General features: G+C 31.6%; 19 protein-coding genes and 1 other RNA gene. 5 read left to right on the forward strand and 15 right to left on the reverse strand.

All coding sequences use genetic code 11. From position 1 onward, the window contains the following. Positions 1 to 303: 303 nt before the first annotated feature. Positions 304 to 2235, reverse strand: coding sequence for an ATP-dependent DNA helicase (locus tag B6K90_RS00800; RefSeq protein ID WP_088010649.1), 1932 nt, complete (start codon positions 2233 to 2235; stop codon positions 304 to 306). A 243-nt stretch (positions 2236 to 2478) separates the two neighbouring features. Continuing rightward, entirely contained in the window at positions 2479 to 3405 is a 927-nt protein-coding gene (locus tag B6K90_RS00805) for a Gfo/Idh/MocA family protein (RefSeq protein ID WP_088010650.1), read from the reverse strand. A gap of 166 nt (positions 3406 to 3571) precedes the next feature. On the opposite strand from B6K90_RS00805, the gene B6K90_RS00810 reads away from it, so the two are divergent. Beyond that, positions 3572 to 3790, forward strand: a complete 219-nt coding sequence (locus tag B6K90_RS00810; protein WP_088010651.1) for a hypothetical protein — start codon at positions 3572 to 3574, stop codon at positions 3788 to 3790. Positions 3791 to 3916: 126 nt separating this feature from the next. Here B6K90_RS00810 and B6K90_RS00815 read toward each other — a convergent pair whose 3' ends face one another. From B6K90_RS00815 to B6K90_RS00830, 4 genes are all read right to left on the reverse strand, one after another. Then, entirely contained in the window at positions 3917 to 5068 is a 1152-nt protein-coding gene (locus B6K90_RS00815; protein ID WP_088011404.1) for a THUMP domain-containing class I SAM-dependent RNA methyltransferase, read from the reverse strand. A 150-nt stretch (positions 5069 to 5218) separates the two neighbouring features. Continuing rightward, an RNA gene (rnpB, locus tag B6K90_RS00820) (RNase P RNA component class B) lies at positions 5219 to 5604 on the reverse strand. Positions 5605 to 5682: 78 nt separating this feature from the next. Then, complete coding sequence (gpsB, locus tag B6K90_RS00825) at positions 5683 to 5988, reverse strand: cell division regulator GpsB (protein ID WP_088010652.1); 306 nt, start codon at positions 5986 to 5988, stop codon at positions 5683 to 5685. A 76-nt stretch (positions 5989 to 6064) separates the two neighbouring features. Continuing rightward, on the reverse strand, positions 6065 to 6631 hold the full coding sequence (locus tag B6K90_RS00830; RefSeq protein ID WP_088010653.1) for a DUF1273 domain-containing protein: 567 nt from the start codon (positions 6629 to 6631) through the stop codon (positions 6065 to 6067). Between the two features lie 834 nt (positions 6632 to 7465). Between B6K90_RS00830 and B6K90_RS00835 the strand changes: the two genes are divergently transcribed. Then, positions 7466 to 8194, forward strand: a complete 729-nt coding sequence (locus B6K90_RS00835; protein WP_088010654.1) for a GntR family transcriptional regulator — start codon at positions 7466 to 7468, stop codon at positions 8192 to 8194. A gap of 58 nt (positions 8195 to 8252) precedes the next feature. On the opposite strand, the gene B6K90_RS00840 is transcribed toward B6K90_RS00835, so the two are convergent. Continuing rightward, positions 8253 to 9056 carry a YppG family protein gene (locus tag B6K90_RS00840; protein WP_088010655.1) on the reverse strand — a complete coding sequence of 268 codons (804 nt, stop codon included), beginning with the start codon at positions 9054 to 9056 and terminating at the stop codon, positions 8253 to 8255. Between the two features lie 200 nt (positions 9057 to 9256). On the opposite strand from B6K90_RS00840, the gene yppF reads away from it, so the two are divergent. Next, positions 9257 to 9433 carry a YppF family protein gene (gene yppF / locus B6K90_RS00845; RefSeq protein WP_088010656.1) on the forward strand — a complete coding sequence of 59 codons (177 nt, stop codon included), beginning with the start codon at positions 9257 to 9259 and terminating at the stop codon, positions 9431 to 9433. 133 nt (positions 9434 to 9566) lie between these two features. On the opposite strand, the gene B6K90_RS00850 is transcribed toward yppF, so the two are convergent. Continuing rightward, positions 9567 to 9818, reverse strand: a complete 252-nt coding sequence (locus tag B6K90_RS00850; RefSeq protein ID WP_088010657.1) for a hypothetical protein — start codon at positions 9816 to 9818, stop codon at positions 9567 to 9569. 460 nt (positions 9819 to 10278) lie between these two features. Next, complete coding sequence (locus B6K90_RS00855; protein WP_088010658.1) at positions 10279 to 11286, reverse strand: DUF2515 family protein; 1008 nt, start codon at positions 11284 to 11286, stop codon at positions 10279 to 10281. A 94-nt stretch (positions 11287 to 11380) separates the two neighbouring features. On the opposite strand from B6K90_RS00855, the gene recU reads away from it, so the two are divergent. Then, positions 11381 to 11992: a Holliday junction resolvase RecU gene (gene recU / locus B6K90_RS00860; protein ID WP_088010659.1), complete on the forward strand. Its 612-nt coding sequence runs from the start codon at positions 11381 to 11383 to the stop codon at positions 11990 to 11992. A gap of 51 nt (positions 11993 to 12043) precedes the next feature. Then, positions 12044 to 14785 (forward strand): transglycosylase domain-containing protein, encoded by a 2742-nt coding sequence (locus tag B6K90_RS00865; protein ID WP_088010660.1) that lies wholly within the window; start codon positions 12044 to 12046, stop codon positions 14783 to 14785. A 124-nt stretch (positions 14786 to 14909) separates the two neighbouring features. On the opposite strand, the gene B6K90_RS00870 is transcribed toward B6K90_RS00865, so the two are convergent. From B6K90_RS00870 to B6K90_RS00895, 6 genes are all read right to left on the reverse strand, one after another. Next, positions 14910 to 15413 (reverse strand): YpoC family protein, encoded by a 504-nt coding sequence (locus B6K90_RS00870; RefSeq protein ID WP_088010661.1) that lies wholly within the window; start codon positions 15411 to 15413, stop codon positions 14910 to 14912. Further along, positions 15394 to 16065, reverse strand: a complete 672-nt coding sequence (gene nth / locus B6K90_RS00875) for an endonuclease III (protein ID WP_088010662.1) — start codon at positions 16063 to 16065, stop codon at positions 15394 to 15396. The genes B6K90_RS00870 and nth overlap by 20 nt, the downstream gene beginning before the upstream one ends. A gap of 215 nt (positions 16066 to 16280) precedes the next feature. Continuing rightward, a complete protein-coding gene (locus B6K90_RS00880) occupies positions 16281 to 17009 on the reverse strand; it encodes a DnaD domain-containing protein (protein ID WP_235821681.1) in 729 nt (242 codons plus the stop codon). Between the two features lie 314 nt (positions 17010 to 17323). Then, positions 17324 to 18511 carry a pyridoxal phosphate-dependent aminotransferase gene (locus tag B6K90_RS00885; RefSeq protein WP_088010664.1) on the reverse strand — a complete coding sequence of 396 codons (1188 nt, stop codon included), beginning with the start codon at positions 18509 to 18511 and terminating at the stop codon, positions 17324 to 17326. Between the two features lie 15 nt (positions 18512 to 18526). Continuing rightward, positions 18527 to 18991 carry a cell wall elongation regulator TseB-like domain-containing protein gene (locus B6K90_RS00890; RefSeq protein WP_088010665.1) on the reverse strand — a complete coding sequence of 155 codons (465 nt, stop codon included), beginning with the start codon at positions 18989 to 18991 and terminating at the stop codon, positions 18527 to 18529. Between the two features lie 11 nt (positions 18992 to 19002). Then, positions 19003 to 19173, reverse strand: a complete 171-nt coding sequence (locus B6K90_RS00895; protein ID WP_082459338.1) for a YpmA family protein — start codon at positions 19171 to 19173, stop codon at positions 19003 to 19005. Positions 19174 to 19211: the final 38 nt, after the last annotated feature.

Genomic DNA, 19211 nt, shown 5'->3' on the forward strand with positions numbered 1-19211 from the left:
GGGCGAGATTCTTTAGCCTTCTCGGCCTTGCCTGTGGGGTCTTTAGCCTTCCCGCTAATCCCATAGGAGTCGAGCACCCTTTCGTTCCAATCATATTGAGCCTAAAAATGATATATGCCATTATAATGACGTTAATTATGTTAAATTTTTGAAAGTTATTTAATCTATCAATAAGAGACGGTTAAAAGATCATATTTTAAAATATTGCAAATTGCATCGAATATCATTAAATGTTCGTATTTTTTATATTGACGACAATATATTTCAACACACTAAAAAAAGCTAGCGATAAGCTAGCTTTTTTTATGATGGTTCAACAGGTAAGCTGTTTAAGATTTTTTCTTTCGTTTCACTGTTTAAATCATTTTCGATAAATAAAATGATTTTTCCTTTATCTTCGTGACTACGGATTAGTCGTCCAATTCCTTGGCGTAATCTTAGTAACATATACGGTTCATCGATTTCGATGTATGGGTTTTGTGAATTTTGACGTTTTGATTGGAATACTGGATCATTTGGCGGGAATGGTAGCGAGTGAATAATCACTTGACTCAGTGACATCCCTTGAATATCTAATCCTTCCCATAAATGAACAGCACATAAAGAAGCGTTAATGTCTTCTTGGAATTTTTGTACAATTGAACTAATTTCTTCTTCACCTTCAAAATATAAATTGAAATCTAAGTTTTCTTTTTCAACTTGCAGTTTAAATTTTTTCATTTCTTGAGTTGAATTGAAGAGAATTAATGTACTTCCTTGATTATCCTTTAACTTCTCAATAATCTTTTCATTTTTTTCCTCAATTTTGGTTGAGTCAAATTGATTTAACTCGATTTTCATTTGTTCTTCATAATCAAACGGCGAATTGACTGAAAAAGATAAGTAATCTTTTATACCTAAACTGCCAGCAATATAATCAAATGAACTATTTTGAGAAAGAGTTGCAGATGAAAATACAATCGGCATTTTTTGATTAAAGACTTTTTCTTGTAAAAGCTCATTTACAGCTTTTGGCATGATGACTAATGTTAATTCATTTTGATTATACTCAATCCATTGAATCGCAGTAATTTCATTAATAAATAAATTTAAGCAACGTTCAACATCATCTAAATGTTCATCAACAATATTTAATTGATATTCATCAATCGTATACATTTCACTTTCAAAGACTAATTCATCACCAATGCTACTAATTTGAGCCTTTAATCTCCTTGCTAATTTAATTAATCTTTCATTCATATTAAGTTTAAAACGTCTAGATCCTTCAACTTCTTCCGTATTGTTATCTAATTCATAAAAGAATTGATCGTAAGTTTCTAATGTATCTTCTAGTAACTGCTGGAAGCTTTCACGCGTACCTGATTGCATTAAAAATGATAAAAATGTATTTAATGTCTCTTGTTGCAGTCGATAGGTTAATGATTTTTGACTTGCAAATTCAAGTAAATGTCCCTCATCAAATACTACACAACTTGGGTTAGGTAGTAATGGTAATTGACCTTCACGTTTTCTAGATTCTACCGTCCAAATATGCTCCATATAAAATTCTTGTGAGCATACAATTAAGTCAGTTGCTTTACGATAATGTTCTCTAGATAGAGTTTGTCCACATCTATGTCTTTGTTCACAAGTAGAACAATCTTGGAAATAATCATAAGAAATCGTATCCCACTCTTCATCTGTTAAATCCTTATATTCTGTACGGTCTCCATATGGAGTGAATTTCTGTAGTGTTCCATAGTCATTTACAAAACTTGGTAAATTTTCATAAACCGATAATACCGCATCCGATACTTCAATTTCTGAGCGTTGTAAATCTAATTTTTTTAAACATAAATAATTCGTAGTTGATTTAGCTAGTCTAACATCAATTGATAAATTTAGGGCATTCGATAATTTTTCAATGTCTCCATTTTTCTTTACTAGCTGTTCGATTAAAGATTCATCAGCACATGCGATAATAGCTGGCTTCCCAGTATATCTTGCATAGCATAAACAATATAGCAAATAGACAAACGTTTTACCTGTACCTACACCTGCTTCAGCAAAAATAACTTTCTTCTCTTTAAACGCTCTTTCAACCTGATAAGCCATAAAGACTTGCTCATCTCTTAATTCAAAGCCTGCATCTGGTAATAAATCATAAAAAACGTCTCCAATCCACTCCCCTAGCTTTTCAATAAATTGGTCTTGCTTTCCTACCTCAAAAGGTAATTTAGTTGAATGACTCATTGCTACCCCCAAAATGTAAATTAAAAAGAAAAAGTCCTCTTGTGAGAACTTTAATTTTGAAAATTTATTCGATCCATTATATTATTAAAAAATTGTCTCTATCCGCTATCATACAAAAAATGTAAGGGAATGGCAAGGGAAATAAGGCAGGTTTACTTGAGTCATACAAGTTGAATTAGAAACGAATTAAATAAACCTTGCTTTAAATTCTTAAAGCTCGCCATTATCTCCCTATAGTTTTCTTTACCAACCCTTTGCTTGCTTTATCATTTCTTCAACGATCATTTGAGACTTTAATGCTTCTTCTCCATTAATCGATGGATTTTCATCAGAGTATATGCAATTGATAAAATGGTTAATACAATCCTCAAAACCTCTTTGTTTTAAAGTTGTGTCCCAAGAAGATGAAAAAGAATTATTTATTGAGTTATTTTTTTCTACTTCAAAGTTGTTCATATTTTTTACCCTTATAATCGAACCTTCAGTAATTAATTCTAATCGCTCAAGGTTTGTTCCTGACTTTCGATGCATTACTGTATTAATAGTAGTTCCTTCTATCGATTCATACTGGTGAGTTGCATACTCTAATTGATTATCAGAATTTAGTTGAACTCTACCATTAATGAAGTTAACTTCCCCATCTGCAAACCATCTAATTGTATCAACTAAATGTAAATAATCATCTAGCATCGTAAACTCGAAAGAATTTGATCCGATTTTATTCTCGCGATGCTTTTCAAATCTAATTAAAGCTATATTCTTTGCCTGTTCTTTTGCCTGCACATACATTGGACAGAATCGGCGGTTGAATCCAACCATAAGTTTTCGATTTAGTTTAATACTTAATTCAACTAATTTTTCTGATTCAGGCACTGTAGCTGCTAGTGGCTTATCAACATACACAGCTTTACCTTTATTTAATAAATACGATACTACCTCAAAATGTGAGCTAGTTGAACTATGTACAAATACTGCATCACTTTGGTCAGCAAGTAAATTCAAACTTTCAAAATCATGAATTCGATATTGTGAGCATATTTTCTTACGTTTATCTTTATTTGGTGAAAATGCTCCGATAAATTCCCAGTTTTCTTCTTTTGTAAGAATTGGTAGATACGCTTTTTGTGCAATATTGCCTAATCCTACCATCCCGATACGTGGTTTTTTCATTTTGATCAGTCCTTAATTGGGTTATTTTTCTAGATTTATTGTAACAAATTATCATTCTTCTTTTAAAAGAAATAATTAAATTTCTATTTTATCTAATACCAATAACATTCAAATTATCGGGAAATCTATAAAATGATGATAAAAATGGTAGTTTGGGGGTGTTTATTTGTACTTATACTCTTTAATTCAGACCAATTTTGATACGAATGATGATATAAGTGTTGTAAGAGACCTTTACTTACTTCAGCATGAAAAAAGTTTTTCCAATGATGAATTCCATGATCTAGTTACTCAATATAAAAGTACTGCAGAAACGAATTGGCATGTTGCACACTTACTTGAAAAAAATCATGGATTTAGAATTGTACCTTCAATAAATTTATGATGTTAACAAAGCTATCACAATTTTGTTCAAATTTTGTTCGTAAGATCTTTAACGAAATAAGTTATTATAAAAAAAAGTGCCCCAATCGTCTGAATGTGGACGATTGGGAACACCGTTTTAACATTTTTACTCTTCAATTCTTCTTGGAGGTCGTTTTCCAAAGTATTGATAATAATCTGTTTTAATAAAACCATTAAATAATTTACGTTTTTTTGTTGCTGGTTTACCGTAAAATTGTTCAAATCCCTCATGACTAGTTAGGACATACACTGACCATGTATCTAATTTTGTAAAGACATTCCCCATATCTGAATATAACTTTTCAACGTAAGGTCGATCGTTTAATCGCTCACCATATGGTGGGTTGGTCACAACATACCCATACTCAGATTTAGTAGTAAAGTCTTTTACTTGCATTTGTTTAAATGCAATTGAATCAGATAATCCTACTTCATCAGCATTCGCTTTTGAAACATTAATCATTCGATGATCTATATCTGATCCGATTATTTCAAGTTTTTGATCATAATTTGCTAAGTCTTCTGCTTCTTGTCTAGCTTCATTCCATCTTTTTTTGCCAATCCAATGCCAATCTTCAGACGCAAAGCTTCGAAACGATCCTGGAGCGATATTTTGTCCGATTAATGCAGCTTCAATTGGAATAGTACCAGATCCACAAAATGGATCAACAAATGGTAAATCAGCATTCCAATTCGTTAGTAATACTAATGAAGCCGCAAGTGTTTCTTTTAGTGGTGCTTCACCTTGATCTACACGATATCCTCTTTTATGTAAGCCTTCACGACCTGTTGTATCAATCGTTAACGTTACGATATCTTTTAAAATAGAGACTTCCACTCGAAATAATGGTCCATCTTCAATTAACATACCTTGAACATTTTGAATCGTTTTTAATTTATCAACAATTGCTTTTTTGACAATTGCTTGGCAGTCAGATACTGAAAATAATTTTGATTTATGAGATTTTCCTGTCACAGGAAATTGACCGTTTCTTGGAATAAACATATGCCAAGGTAAGGCTTTTGTTTTTTCAAATAACTCGTCAAATGAAGTTGCCTTGAATTCACCAACACGAAGTTTCACACGGTCAGCGGTTCTAAGCCATAAATTTGCTTTTACAATTCCATCTTCGTCTGCTTTAAATAATACTCGACCATTTTCAACTACAACATCTTCAAAACCTAGGCTTTTAATTTCTCTAGCGACTAGTGCTTCGATACCCATAGCTGCAGTAGCAATTAATGTATATTTCGCCATTTTACCACCTATCTCATTCAGATTAAGAATGAACTTTTCTTTTCTTATTTTCATTTTAATTCCTATTTTCATTATGAACAATTTACGTTTAAATTACAAAAAACTCTCCATATAATGAAGAGTTTTTAAACAGTTTCATCATTTCAAATGTTCTGTAAGCCATGTTCTGTACCATTCGTACTTCAAGCGGCTCTCGCCTCGTACTACAAGGTGGTAATCATCTATCTACAGAATAATCTGTCCCTTTCTCAGTTCAATTCCTTCGAAAGGATTCCCCTACCATAATTTGGGTTTCTCGCTCGTGGGGTTTACCGCGTTCCACTCCTCTCATTTCTTCGAGGACTACGTCACTGTGGCACTTTAAAGGTAGTAGAACCATATCCGTAAAGGACTTAGGTCCGTTCCCTGCCGTTAGCTGTCTACACAGCTACCCTATCTTATGACTTCGATAGGCACGAACACTACAGCCATCGCAGGACTGTGCGAGCATGGACTTTCCTCAACAACGTCAAGCGTTGCAGCGATTACCCGAACATATTGAAACGAACATTTATTAGTATAGTAAATTATACTTAAGTTTGCAATGCTTTCTTAAAATATAAATTTAGTTGAAATTATTCGAATAGTTTACTTCCAAAAACATGCTTCTCTAAATTTGATAATCTTTTTAGAACATCAGTATTCGTATTATTAAATGGTGATGGTGGAGGTGTAGCTGTGTTCTTTTGATCCTCCAACAATTTTTTATATTTTGCATTTTCTTGTTGTAGGGCTACGATTTGATTTTGAAACGATTCATAATCTTTAATGATAGTGTCTAAGTATTGATCCACTTCTTCTTGATTATATCCTCGCATTGAAACTTTAAACTCTTTATTTAGGATATCTTTTATACTTAGTTTTATTTTTGTTGATTCCATGTGTGTCACCCCAAAACATTTAGAAATATTTACCTTCTATTTTTTCAAAGTCTTTATAAATTGTCAATTATCTATTCTATATTTCCCTATATTTATTATCATCATTCTCATATGACTCTTCTGCAATCACTTGTAAATCGTCAAATGTGATAATTTCTAGAGGATAATTAAATAATTCATTTTTCTTTTGTGCTAAATCATTTAAATATCTAGGACTACCTTCTTTTTCATTATCGTAAAATAAAATACATCCGTCACTTTTGCTTACTAAAAATTCATTTTTTGCTTTTAACTGTACTGGAGATTCGTATGGTTTTCTTGAAATTGAGTCGACGTGATCTGCCCCAATTAAGATTTCATTATAATATTCTTTATTTGCATCATTCCAATTTTTCTCTTGATCTTCGTAAGGTGTAAAAATACCCAACTTCAATTCTGGATAATCAAGCTGAAGCTCGAATACTACTTCTGCAGCCCATAATTCAGTACCCATTTGCCCTGAAATAATAATCCATTCTAATTCATCAATAAATAATAGTATTTTATTTTTTATTGCTTTTTTTATGTATTTAACTGCATCATGTTTATTCGAAAAAATTCCTAATTCAAATGATTTATAACCAGATATAAGTAGTATTTTCATAATACCTCATAATAATAAATTAGGAAGAACTATAAGTTCTCCCACAAATTAAATTTTATTTTATTTAATACTTTGCTTTATTTCAACTATTTAGTAACAATTGAACTGCACATGACTAAAGTCACGAGATTCGTTCTTGTTTAATTATATGAAATGATTTTATCTTAATTAATATAGTAGAATAATCTGACATTTTTTTCAACTATACTGTATCCGAAGTCGAATCATCCCATGTTTAAAATCATGAATGTTTTCGACTAAATAATAAATTTATCTCGCAAAAATCATTTACTTAAAATAATATTCAAATGTAGAAATTTATATTGAGGGAATCTAATATTTAACTTTGCCATAGTAGTCATCGTTTTAGTGGAAATCATCTATTAAGACAATTTAAGATCAATATTTCAATATTTGATTGCTGCTCATAGAGGATATATTAATTATTCCCTTTTAGTCTAGTTAATATGTTAGGAATATTATTGTTATAATTTTTCGTCGAAATTTTAATTATGATAAAATTACATATAAAGCTTGTTTAAAACTCGTAAAAATGATTAATGTTAATGTAATTGTGAAAAAAAATAAAAAAAGTATTTTGTTCAAAATTATCCTCTCCAATATCTTAAATATACTTTTATGTCAACTTTTTTATTTTATTAGGTTTGAACATATTTCACAACTATAAAATTAACAAAGTTTAAAAGTTTAAATATTCAGATTTTTGAGAGTATATACAATGTTTGCCGAAAGCATTTTATTCCTTTAAAATGAGTTATGAAATCGTTTTAAATATAGATAAAATATAGATTATTGCAATTCAAGGAGTAAAAAATGATTAACAAAAATTCCCCAATACCAATTTATCATCAATTATTAGAATACATAAAATGTAAAATTGCATCAGGTGAATACCCAGCTGATGAATTGATTCCATCAGAAAGAGAGTTTTCAGAGAAATTCCAAATATCTCGTATGACCGTACGACAAGCATTAAATAATTTAGTTCAAGAAGGAATTGTTTATAGACAAAAAGGTAAAGGTACATTTGTTAGTCGTCAAAAAGTTGAAAAAAAAATTAGTAGATTAAATAGTTATACAGAAGAAATGATTGAAAGAGGTTTAAAACCAAGTAGTAGATTAGTTCAATTTGATATCTTAAATTCTGATAAAGTATTATCCAATATACTAAAAATAAAAGAAAACGATCCAATTTATTTTATTAAACGTGTCCGTTTAGCAGACTCAATTCCTATGTCTATTGAAAGTATCCACGTGTCATGTGAAATAGCTCCAAACTTAAATAAAAGTGTTCTAGAAAAATCATTTTTTGATTACGTAAATGCCAATATTCCTGATCCTATTCAATATGCCGATCAATCGATTCAAGCTAGAATGCCTTCTGAAGAAGAAGCGAAATTATTAGAAATTCCGTTGAATTGCCCCGTATTAGCAATTTATCGTACAACGTATTTAAGAAGTGGCAAAGTATTAGAATATGAATTGACAGTTTACAGAGCAGATCGCTACAAGCTTGTACATTCTTTATCTAGAAATGATTAAAAGTATAGTAATTAAAATGGTATTAGAACATAAAAAAGCCAGGGATCCCTGGCTTTTTTTATTTGAATAAAACCCCAATTTGTTTAAATAATCCACCTACTTGATTCATTGTATTCATCATTTGACCCGCAGTAGACATCATTTTTGGAACATCGTATGAACCCGAACCATTTTTGAATTGATTTAATATTGATGAAAATTGAAAAGATGATTGACCATTACTATTTTGCTGGTTTAATTTTTTTGGTTGAGTTGGATATGGTGTACTAGGAGCAAACATTGGTGGAGTTGTAAATGGTCCTTGTTGTAACATTTGAGCATGATGGGGCTGCATTGAATACTGGTGATTTTGAGGGCTAGTTAAATAGTTCGTTTGATTACCGAATAGTGAATGGTTCATTGGCATATGTGTATATTGGTTTTGCACCATTCCATAATAATTAGGATCATATTGATACCCTTGGTTATACGAAACAGTAGGATGTTGCATTGAAAAGTGTTGTGGTGCTGCATATTGGCCCTGACTCCATTGACCATAGTCACCAGTTTGGATTGATGGTCCCCCATAAGGAGATGGCTCAATCATCTGTGATTGTTGGATTGGTTGAGGTGTTTGTGGTTGTGTTGGTTGAGTTGGTTGTGTTGGTTGTGTTTGGTGCGATTGAACTGGCGGTTGTTGTTGTGTATTAATAGTAGGATTTTGGGAAAAAGGTTGAATTGTATTTCCATAGTAGCGCTGATCTTCATTAGATAATTGATTCATTTCTGGATAATTAAAATTCTCATCAATCATTTGATTTTGGTTTCTAAACCACTCAAAGCTATTATCTGAATGATTTGGAGGAAACATTTGAGATCTCATATTCTCACATCCATTATAAGTTTTCTCATTTATAAATATGTTACAAATGCCTATTCTGTTACTTCTATTATCTTATGCACTATTTGTCATAATATGTCGGAAGTTTAAATTTTTAAAAAAATTTAAATCTTAAATATTTATGGTACATTTTATTTAGCTATACAAGTTGTTAATTAAATTTTAATGTTGGAGGGGTAATAATGACTTTACAAGAATTAAAGAGCAAGTTTATTTCATCAAAAAGTTTCGAACCAACTGACTTTAATCAATTAATGGACTTTTTACAACAAAATTACCTAAATGGTGAGGTTACTATTCAACATTACAGAGAATTAATTAAAGAACTTGAACTTTTTGGCGCTTGTAAGCCAATTTAGAAATCGGAAATATTACTATTAATAAGAAATAAAGCGATACACATTTACTAAATTGTAAAAGTGTATCGCTTTATTTAATTCCATTTATTCTTTTATCCCTTCATTCAAATCAAACATCTACTATATCTATTTATTAAATATTAAATGCTAATTGTCTTCCTAAAAATGGTGTTGAGATCCAACTACCACCCTCTTTTGCTTGACTTACTTTCTTTTCAAAATGATGAAGATGCACTGTTGTTGACTGTACCTTATTTAAAAGTAAACTCTTTTCTTCATCACATTTTTGATTAATTCTTAAAGCTAAGGAGTGCTCAATAAATTCAACCTCATTTAAAAATTCATCAATTGCTCGAAAAAAATCATCTCTTTGAATTAACTCCATACAGTTCAACTCCTCTTCCTAATTTTCTAAATTTTCTTTACAGAATAAATTCAACAACAATTCACCTACCTCCTTCCCCACTGACAAAACTAGAACTATTTCGCTAAACAAAGTGAATAAAGGTATTTTCATCTATATTTTCGACAAAAAAACTTGTAACGGTAAACAGAATTGGGAAAGGTATTAACATGGAGGTGTTTCAAATGGCAAAAAACAAAAATGAAAAAAAGAAAAAACAAGAAAAAAGTAAAAGTCAACAAACCGGAAATCCAAAATTAGACGGTCCTAATTTCCCGGCTACATAAAAATTAGGAAACACTTGATTTAATCGACAATCGTTCTATTGAAAAATCAATTTAGAAGAAAAAGCTAGCATTTTTGTGCTAGCTTTTTTCAGAGTGTTGAAATATATCGTAGTCAATTTGAAAAATATGAACATTTTCAAAACGGACTAGCATTTCTATTGAAATATTGATTTCAATTTTAACAGCGAACCAAGCAACTCTTGCTTTATTAAAAAAGATTGCTTAAAACTATCTCCGCTTATAACCTCTTCATTTTCATACCATTCATTTGAAATTTTACTATTTGTATACCAATCATCTAGAGCAGTACGTGTGTGAGGAATTATTGGATAGACATCTCTTAATTTCGGATTATTTGAGTTTGGGATTCCAACTGACTCTTCGTAATCACTCCTACTGCCTGTGTGAATTGTTTTCTTCGCAAAATCGAAAAATCCATTGTGTAAATCTTCATGAAATAAAATTGAAAATAATTGTTTTCCAATTTGAATCCTTTTCGTTAAATCTTCAAATCGATATACAACAAGTCCGTATAGTTCCCCATTACTTGAAGGAAATATTACATAACTAAGTTTTAATTGCTCCTGAAGTTTATATGCTAAAGAATTAAATACTTCACTTTTAAAAAATTTATTTTGAATAACCGGTTTCTCAATCATATTTTGTTCGTTAATGATTAACGAATAGACTAGTCTTTTCTTATCTCGATCTGTCCAATATTTCTCCCATTCAATTTCCATAAAACTAGATACTGAAAAATATTTCAATAAATAAAATAAAGGCTTATTTTTTACTTTTGAATATTCAAAGAGAAGTAACTGTGGAAATGCATCTAAAAAAATAATCCAATTTGCTCGTTCATACGTCATAAAAAGCTGTTTTCTTTGTTTTGAACTTAGTCCATTAACGAAAATTTGGTTTTCCAAATCAGTCATGTTATATCCTGCATTCCGCGACACCATACTTGCAAGAAACGACCACTGTATTTCACTATGTCTTAAAAAATATTCTTGATATGCAATTGTCCTGGAAATATTATCTGCATTATATTTAACGGTTTCTTTCTTTATTAAATCAATAAGTTTTGCTTCTTCCTGAGATAAATTATGGTCTTCTCTTCTTTTTTTTATGAAACCTTTCCAGCTTTCATGGTTTGCATTCATTGACTCACCCCAAGCAATCTGGTATTTTTTTACACGAACATCTGTTTTAGTGCTATAATACAAATTGTATGTAAATTAAGGTGGAGTTGGTTTTATGACAATAATGTACCCAAATAGAAAAAATAATGTAGTTCAAAAAAGCCAAAAAAATAACGAAACACAAGTAAAATCAAATAATACTTATAGTAATCGCGGAAAGTCCCTTGAAGATGATTTAAATGCTACTAATACGTATTATTTATCAAATAACATTGCAAACATACATAAAAAACCAACACCTGTACAAATCGTAAAAGTAGACTATCCAAAAAGAAGCGCAGCAGTTATTAGAGAAGCCTACTTTAAGCAGCCTTCAACAACCGATTATAATGGCATCTACAAAGGGAAGTATATTGATTTTGAAGCTAAGGAAACAAATAATAAGACTAGTTTTCCTTTACAAAATTTCCATTTACATCAAATTGAACATATGGAAAATGTACTAAATCACGGTGGAATTTCGTTTGTCATATTAAAATTTTCATTATATAATGAAATTTATTTTATGAAAGCAACTGATATTCTTACCTTTTGGAAAAGGCAAACAGATGGTGGAAGAAAATCAATTTCTAGAGAAGAATGCAAAGAGTATGGAACAATACTTAAACCAAGTTATCCAATCATTGTTCCTTACTTAAAATGTATCGATGAACTTTTTGTAATTTAATATTTTAGTAATTTCATTAAGTTCATTTTGAAAGGCAGGAGAAACAAAAAAATGGCAAAAGAGTATAGTTCTCGACAAGAACGAAAACAAATGGAAATGGAAAAGCCTTCAAATGACAAACCCAAAAAACGTGAAGGTTTATGGAAAAAGATTACATTAACAATATTGACATTAGCAGTACTTTGTATTCTAGGGGGAGTTGGAACTTTCTATTATTTAATAAGTGATGCCCCTAAACTTGATGAATCAAAGTTAAAAGTACCTTTATCGTCTACGATCTTAGATAAAAATGGGAATGTTATTGCTGAATTAGGAACTGAACAAAGAACGAAAGTTTCATATAACGAGATTCCTAAAGTAGTAGAAGATGCTTTCATTGCTACTGAGGACGTACGATTTTATAAGCATAAGGGTGTAGATATCCGCCGTGTGCTTGGCGCAGTTTTAGCTAATATTACTGGTGGGTTTGGATCACAAGGTGGTAGTACGATTACACAACAAGTTGTCAAAAACTCATTCTTGTCTCCACAAAAAACAATTAAACGTAAAGTACAAGAATGGTATTTGTCATTCCAGCTTGAACAAAAATATTCTAAACAACAAATTTTAGAAATGTATTTAAATAAAGTATATTTTTCAAATGGTTTAAAAGGCCGAGGAGTTTATGGCGTAGCAAAAGCAAGTGAAACATATTTTAGTAAAGATTTATCGAAAATTACGTTACCTGAAGCAGCTACACTTGCTGGTATGGTACAAAGTCCAAATAACTTCAACCCAGCAAAACATCCAGCTGAATCAGAAGCAAGAAGAAATGTTGTATTAAGTCAAATGAAAAAATATGGTTTTATTACAAATGAACAATATGCTAATGCAAAAGCGATTCCAGAGAAATCATTAGTTAAAGTTCATGAAAGTGGTCAAACAAAGTATCAAGCATTCATTGATGTAGTAATGGATGAGGTTAAAAAATATGGTGATGCTGACATAAATACAGATGGATTAACAATTGAAACAACTTTAGATCCAAAAGCACAAGCTAAAGCAGATGAAATTATTAATCGAGGATCTGAATTCTATCCAAGTGATGATTTCCAAACTGGTTTTGTATTAACTGACACTAAAACAGGTGAAATTAAAGCAGTAGGTGCTGGAAGAAATACAACTAGTGGCGGTCTAAACTTTGCAACAGATATTAAAAGACAACCTGGTTCAACTATTAAACCAATCCTAGACTATGGACCTGCGATTCAATATTTAAAATGGTCTACTAACCATCAACTTGTTGATGAGCCATATCAATATTCTGATGGGACACCTATTCGAAACGCTGATAAATCTTATAAAGGTAAATTATCGATTCGTAAAGCGTTAATTGGTTCAAGAAATATACCTGCTTTAAAAACAATGCAACAAGTTGGTTTAGACAAATCACGTGAATTTGGTAACGGACTTGGGTTTAACTTCCAAAAGGACAGTTTTTATGAGTCTCATGCAATTGGTGGATTTACAGGTGTATCTGCAATGGAAATGGCAGGTGCATATGCAGCCTTCGGTAATGGCGGTGTTTATATAAAACCACATGCAGTTACGAAAATAATCTATCAAGATAAAACTGAAAAAGTATTATCTCCTGAACCAAAACAAGCAATGAGCGATTACACTGCATATATGATTACTGATATGCTACGTGATGTTGTTAAGGCTCCAGGCGGTACGGGTGGTAGAGCAAATGTACCTGGTCTTGATATGGCAGGTAAAACTGGTACTACAAACTACCCACAAGAAGTAAAAGACAAGTATGGCTTCCCTTCAAACGCTACTCGAGATAGTTGGTTTGTTGGTTATACTCCAGATGTTACTGTTTCAGTTTGGACTGGATATGAGAAAAATAAAGAAGGTCATTACTTAAGTAAAACTTCGACAAATATAGCTAAATATATTGCAAGAGATATGTTAGCGGCAACAGGTGATCGTTCATCTGAGTTTCATAAGCCAAGTTCAGTTGTAAGAGTTCAAGACGAATTATATATTAAAGGTGAAAAAATGGATGATCTGCCTACACCAGATACATTAGATCCAGCTAAAAGTGTTACAGCGAATTATGATGAAAAAACGAGCAGTATTTCGTTAAAGTGGCAGTATCCTTCTGAGCTACTTGCTTCTACTACTTTTGAAGTAAATTATGATGTAAATGGAGTTAAAGGCAAAACTCAAAAAGTAAATGGAACATCAGCAAAAATTAATGGTATCGTAGCTGGAAACAAAGTAAAGATTACGATCGTGGCAACTAATGGCGATACAAAGAGTTCTGCGGTTACAGTTACAGTAGACTTAACTACGACCGAAGAGCCTACTACCCCACCAGCTGATAATAACGGCAATGGTAACGACAACGGTAATGGTAACAGCAACGGTAATGGTAACGACAACGGTAACGGCAATGGTAACGGTAACGGTAACGGTAACGGTAATGGTAACGGTAACGGTAATGGTAATGGTGACGGTACTGGCACTGGTAATGGTGATGGTACTGGCACTGGTGATGGTACTGGTACTGGCACTGGTGATGGTACTGGTACTGGCACTGGTGATGGTACTGGCACTGGTGACGGCACTGGTACTGGCGACGGTACTGGAGATGGTAATACGAATCCAACTACACCTCCTACTACACCAGATCCGACTAAGCCAACTAAACCATCTAAACCTAATAATACGAATCCAACTTCGTATAACTCAGACTCATATTCTAATAGTCGATTTAATAAGTTGGAACGTAATATTATTGCATAAAATAAAAACCTCCTCATTTCCTGAGGAGGTTTTACTATTTAATTTAATCGGAAGTGACTTTCCTTGCCTTTTGTAAGTAAAGCCTAAAAATAGGCAATTTAACCCTAAATCTAAAAAAGCCTCCTCATCTTGAGGAGGTTATTTTTTGCTTATAATAAAGCTTTTCTATCTCAGTATATAAGCCAGAAAGTTGAATAAATGAGTGATAGTGATCAGGTTGATTTAATACAAAACTAATACGTTCGTCTAAATTGATTGGTTTAACCTTTAATTTATCTAACTCATGTAATAAATTATTTAAATTAAGCAGCATTTGGCCATTTATCCATGTAAGAATTGAAATAAAATTAGCTAAGCCTCTTATCATCGGCTCACACGCTAGTTTTCGATTCCTTTGTTTAAAGTAATTAGAAATATGTTCAGATTCCTCTTTCCACTCAATAATCATTTGTTTTATAATCTCATCACTTTCATTCGGTAAATTAGAGCTCTTATTAACTAGAATCTGATTGCTTTCATAGAAAAATGGTTTATTTTTAATTTTAATTTCTTCATTCATTATTTGTTCATTAAAATTTTCTTTATAAAATGGTGTAACGATAAAATCCTTATAAATACTGTTTGTCATTTACTTTCTTCACTTTCATTCGTTTTTTTCCTTCTCTACACATTTCAAGTAAAGGACATACCTCACAACTTGGCCTTTGGGCTTTACAATGGTATCTACCAAAAAATATTAAACGATGATGAGTTACTCCCCAGTCTTCGATCGGAACTTTTTTCATTAATGTCTCTTCTACATCTAAGACGGAATCTTTCCAACGGCATATAGCTAACCTTTTAGAAACCCTCTCAACATGAGTATCTACAGCTATTGCTGGAATATTAAATGCGACAGACATTACTACATTTGCTGTCTTTCTACCAACTCCAGGTAATTTCACAAGCTCTTCTCTAGTACGTGGAACTTCTCCATTAAATTCATTAATAATCATTTCACTTAGTTTCTGGATATTTTTTGCTTTGTTCCTGAAAAGTCCAATTGAGCGAATATCATTTTGTAATTCCTCTAATGAAACGTTTAAGTAATCTTCGGGTTTCTTATATTTTTCAAAAAGATTTTTTGTCACTTTATTTACTAAAACATCAGTACATTGAGCAGATAAAGCAACCGCTACTACTAATTCAAACGGATTCTTATGGTTTAACTCACAGTGTGCATCTGGGAACATATCACCTATTATTTTAAGCACATCATTTATTTGTTGTTTGTTTAACATTTTATAACACTCCTTACTTTACAAAAGCGAGGAGCATGTCCTCGCTTCAGATTTCCCACCAAACGCTCGCTTCCATCGTCATTTCGACTGCCTACAAAGTACTATTTAACCGTTTAAGGTAACTTCACGCCTTAAAACTCAAGTGGTTGCAATTAGTCTGAATATCAAATTTCGGTTCATTTATTACACAATAAAGCGAGGAGCAAGTCCTCGCTTTATTTTTCCAGCCAATTATAAAAAGGAATTGATCCTGTATACTTTGTTTCGTTTTGTGGTTCTCTTGTTTCTTTTTTTCGAAAATGTTTACTATAATTTATTGCTTGTTCTACTTGTCTAATTCCGTTTTTCTTCCACTCAAAAAGAATACGATCTATATAACGAAAATTTAATTTCCCACTAATTACTGCTTCTTTTAATGCAGTTTTTATAATTTTTTCATTATGATCATCTTGGTCCATCCACATTGTTAAAGTTTCAATCTCAAAAGGAGACAATAATCTACCAAATTCTTTTTCAAAAACTGAGTAAATTGATTCCTCATCTTGTTCAATTATTGAAGGAATTGTATGAGGTTCATTTGATTGTTGTGATTGTTGACCTTGTTGACCGTTCTGGGTAAAATCAACTAATTTTAACCATAATGGAGCTAGTGAATATGCCTCACATCTTAAATTGTGATGGTCAATTTCTTCCGTTATTTCTAATAAACCTTTTTTAAGAAGTTCTCGAATTACTTCCATGCATCTTTGTTCATTTATTGACATCATCATTGCTAATTGAGTAGGTGTTGGAAACGTATGACCTTGTTGTTGAAAAGAGTAAAGCTGTAGAATCATGACTAGTTCTTCTTCATTTATGTTTAAAGAAGAATAATGACTGAGAAGTATATTTGGAATACTAAGATTCCCAAATTGAATCCAGTTAAGAATGCTATTATTATTCACTTCGAACACCTCTAGCATAGTATAGCATGATTACATAAAATAAACAGTAAAAGAAACCCGTGAAATAAAAATAAATAGAGGCATGTAAATCACACCTCTATTTTAGTATATCTATTTGGTTTTTAAAAAACCAACTAATAAATTATTTAATTAAGGATATTGTCTGTTTAATAAACGTAGGAATGGTTTTACTTCATGCTCTTTGTGCTAAAATTTCATCCAAAAAAAGTTTAATGAAAAAAAGCTAAGCATTTGCTTAGCTTCATTGTTTAAAAATAATTACAACAAAAGTATAAGTTTCAAATTGTTTGAAATTAACTTAAGATACTTGCTTTCATAAATTGCTCAATGCGATCTAGAGCTTTATCTAACTGTTCTTGAGACGTTGCATAAGATAAACGAATATTGTCAGGTGAACCAAATCCTGAACCAGGTATTACCGCAACATTAGCTTTTTCAAGTAATTCAGTAGAGAATTCATCTACATTTTGATATCCAGCCATTTTAGCTGCCTCAGTCACATTTGGGAATAAATAAAATGCACCATTCGGTTTAATACAGCTAAATCCAGGAATTGAAATTAATCGCTCATAAGTTTTATTTAAACGATCTTCAAACGCTACTCTCATTTCTTCAACTGGACTATCACCTAACTCATATGCTTTAATCGTAGCGATTTGGGCCATTGTAGTAGGATTTGATGTAGAGTGACTAGCAAGATTAGTCATGGCATTGATAATTTCCTTATTACCAACAGCATATCCAATTCTCCATCCTGTCATTGAATGAGATTTTGATACACCATTAATAATAATCGTTTGCTCTTTAAGCTCAGGGCTTAATGAAGCAATTGAAACATGCTTTGCACCATCATATACTAATTTCTCATATATTTCGTCAGAAACGATTAATATATCATGTTTTAAACAAATTTCTCCGATTGCTTTTAATTCTTGCTCATCATAAATCATGCCAGTTGGATTACTTGGTGAATTTATAATGATCGCTTTTGTATTCTCTGTAATTGCTGCTTCAATTTGTTCAGGAGTTACTTTAAATTGTTGATGCTCGTATCCTTTAATAAATACTGGCACACCTTCTGCTAGGATGACTTGCTCAGGATAACTTACCCAGTAAGGTGTCGGAATAATTACTTCATGACCAGGATCTAAAATTGCTTGGAAAAGTGTGTAAAGTGCGTGCTTTGCACCATTTGTTACAACTACCTCTCCTGGCGAATAAGTTAATCCTTGATCTTTCAATAACTTATCACAAATAGCTTTTCTTAAAGCTGGTAAACCGTTTGAAGGAGTATATTTTGTTTGGCCTTTAAGCATTGCTGAATAAGCTTCTTCGATAATTTCAACTGGTGTATTAAAATCAGGTTCACCAGCTCCTAATCCTATTACATCAATCCCTTGATCTTTCATCTCTTTTGCTTTTGCTGTAATAGCTAGTGTTGTTGATGGTGTTAGTGCACTTACTCTTTTTGCTAGTTTCATCTTGTAAATTTCCCCCTAAATACTATAACGTTTTAAAAGCTCTCCATTTTCGAAAGCAGCGTAATAAAAATTATATCGGCCATTTTGGTCTATATATACTACTTCCCAAAGTGGTATTTTGTTCTCTATTCCTAACTTTACTTTATGTATTTTTTTTGGGTTTCTCTCACTGACTACTTTGTCAATGATTTGTTTTTGAGACAAACCTTCACTTTTCTTTCGTGTAATAACTTCTCCATCCTGTACCCACGCGATCATTTCATTATTCGCATCATCTTTGCCACTTACAACAATCGCTTGTTCTTTTCCATGAAAATAATCAGATAGTTCCACGGATTTTAAATACCCTTGTTTTAAAACAAGCTCTTCGGCATGTTTTTTATCATCATTTAGCTTTGAAATTGATGATTGATATGTGGCAATTAAAAATAATGAAAGAAAAATGATGCTTAATCCAAGGATGACTAACCATTTTTTCATATATACCTCATTTATGTTCGATAAATTGTAAATACCGCATATTCTTGATCTTCTTTATCAAGTGCAAGTCCAAACATTAAATCTTTTTCTTTTAAAGTACGATTTAAACTATCAACAATTTTGTATAAATCTCTAGTATATTCAATTTTTGTTGTTGATAATACTTCAATATTTGAATTCATGTTGCTCCTCCTAAAAATGTATTATAAATACATTACAA

The organism is Gottfriedia acidiceleris (assembly GCF_002128425.1).
GTDB classification, from domain to species: domain Bacteria; phylum Bacillota; class Bacilli; order Bacillales; family Bacillaceae_G; genus Gottfriedia; species Gottfriedia acidiceleris.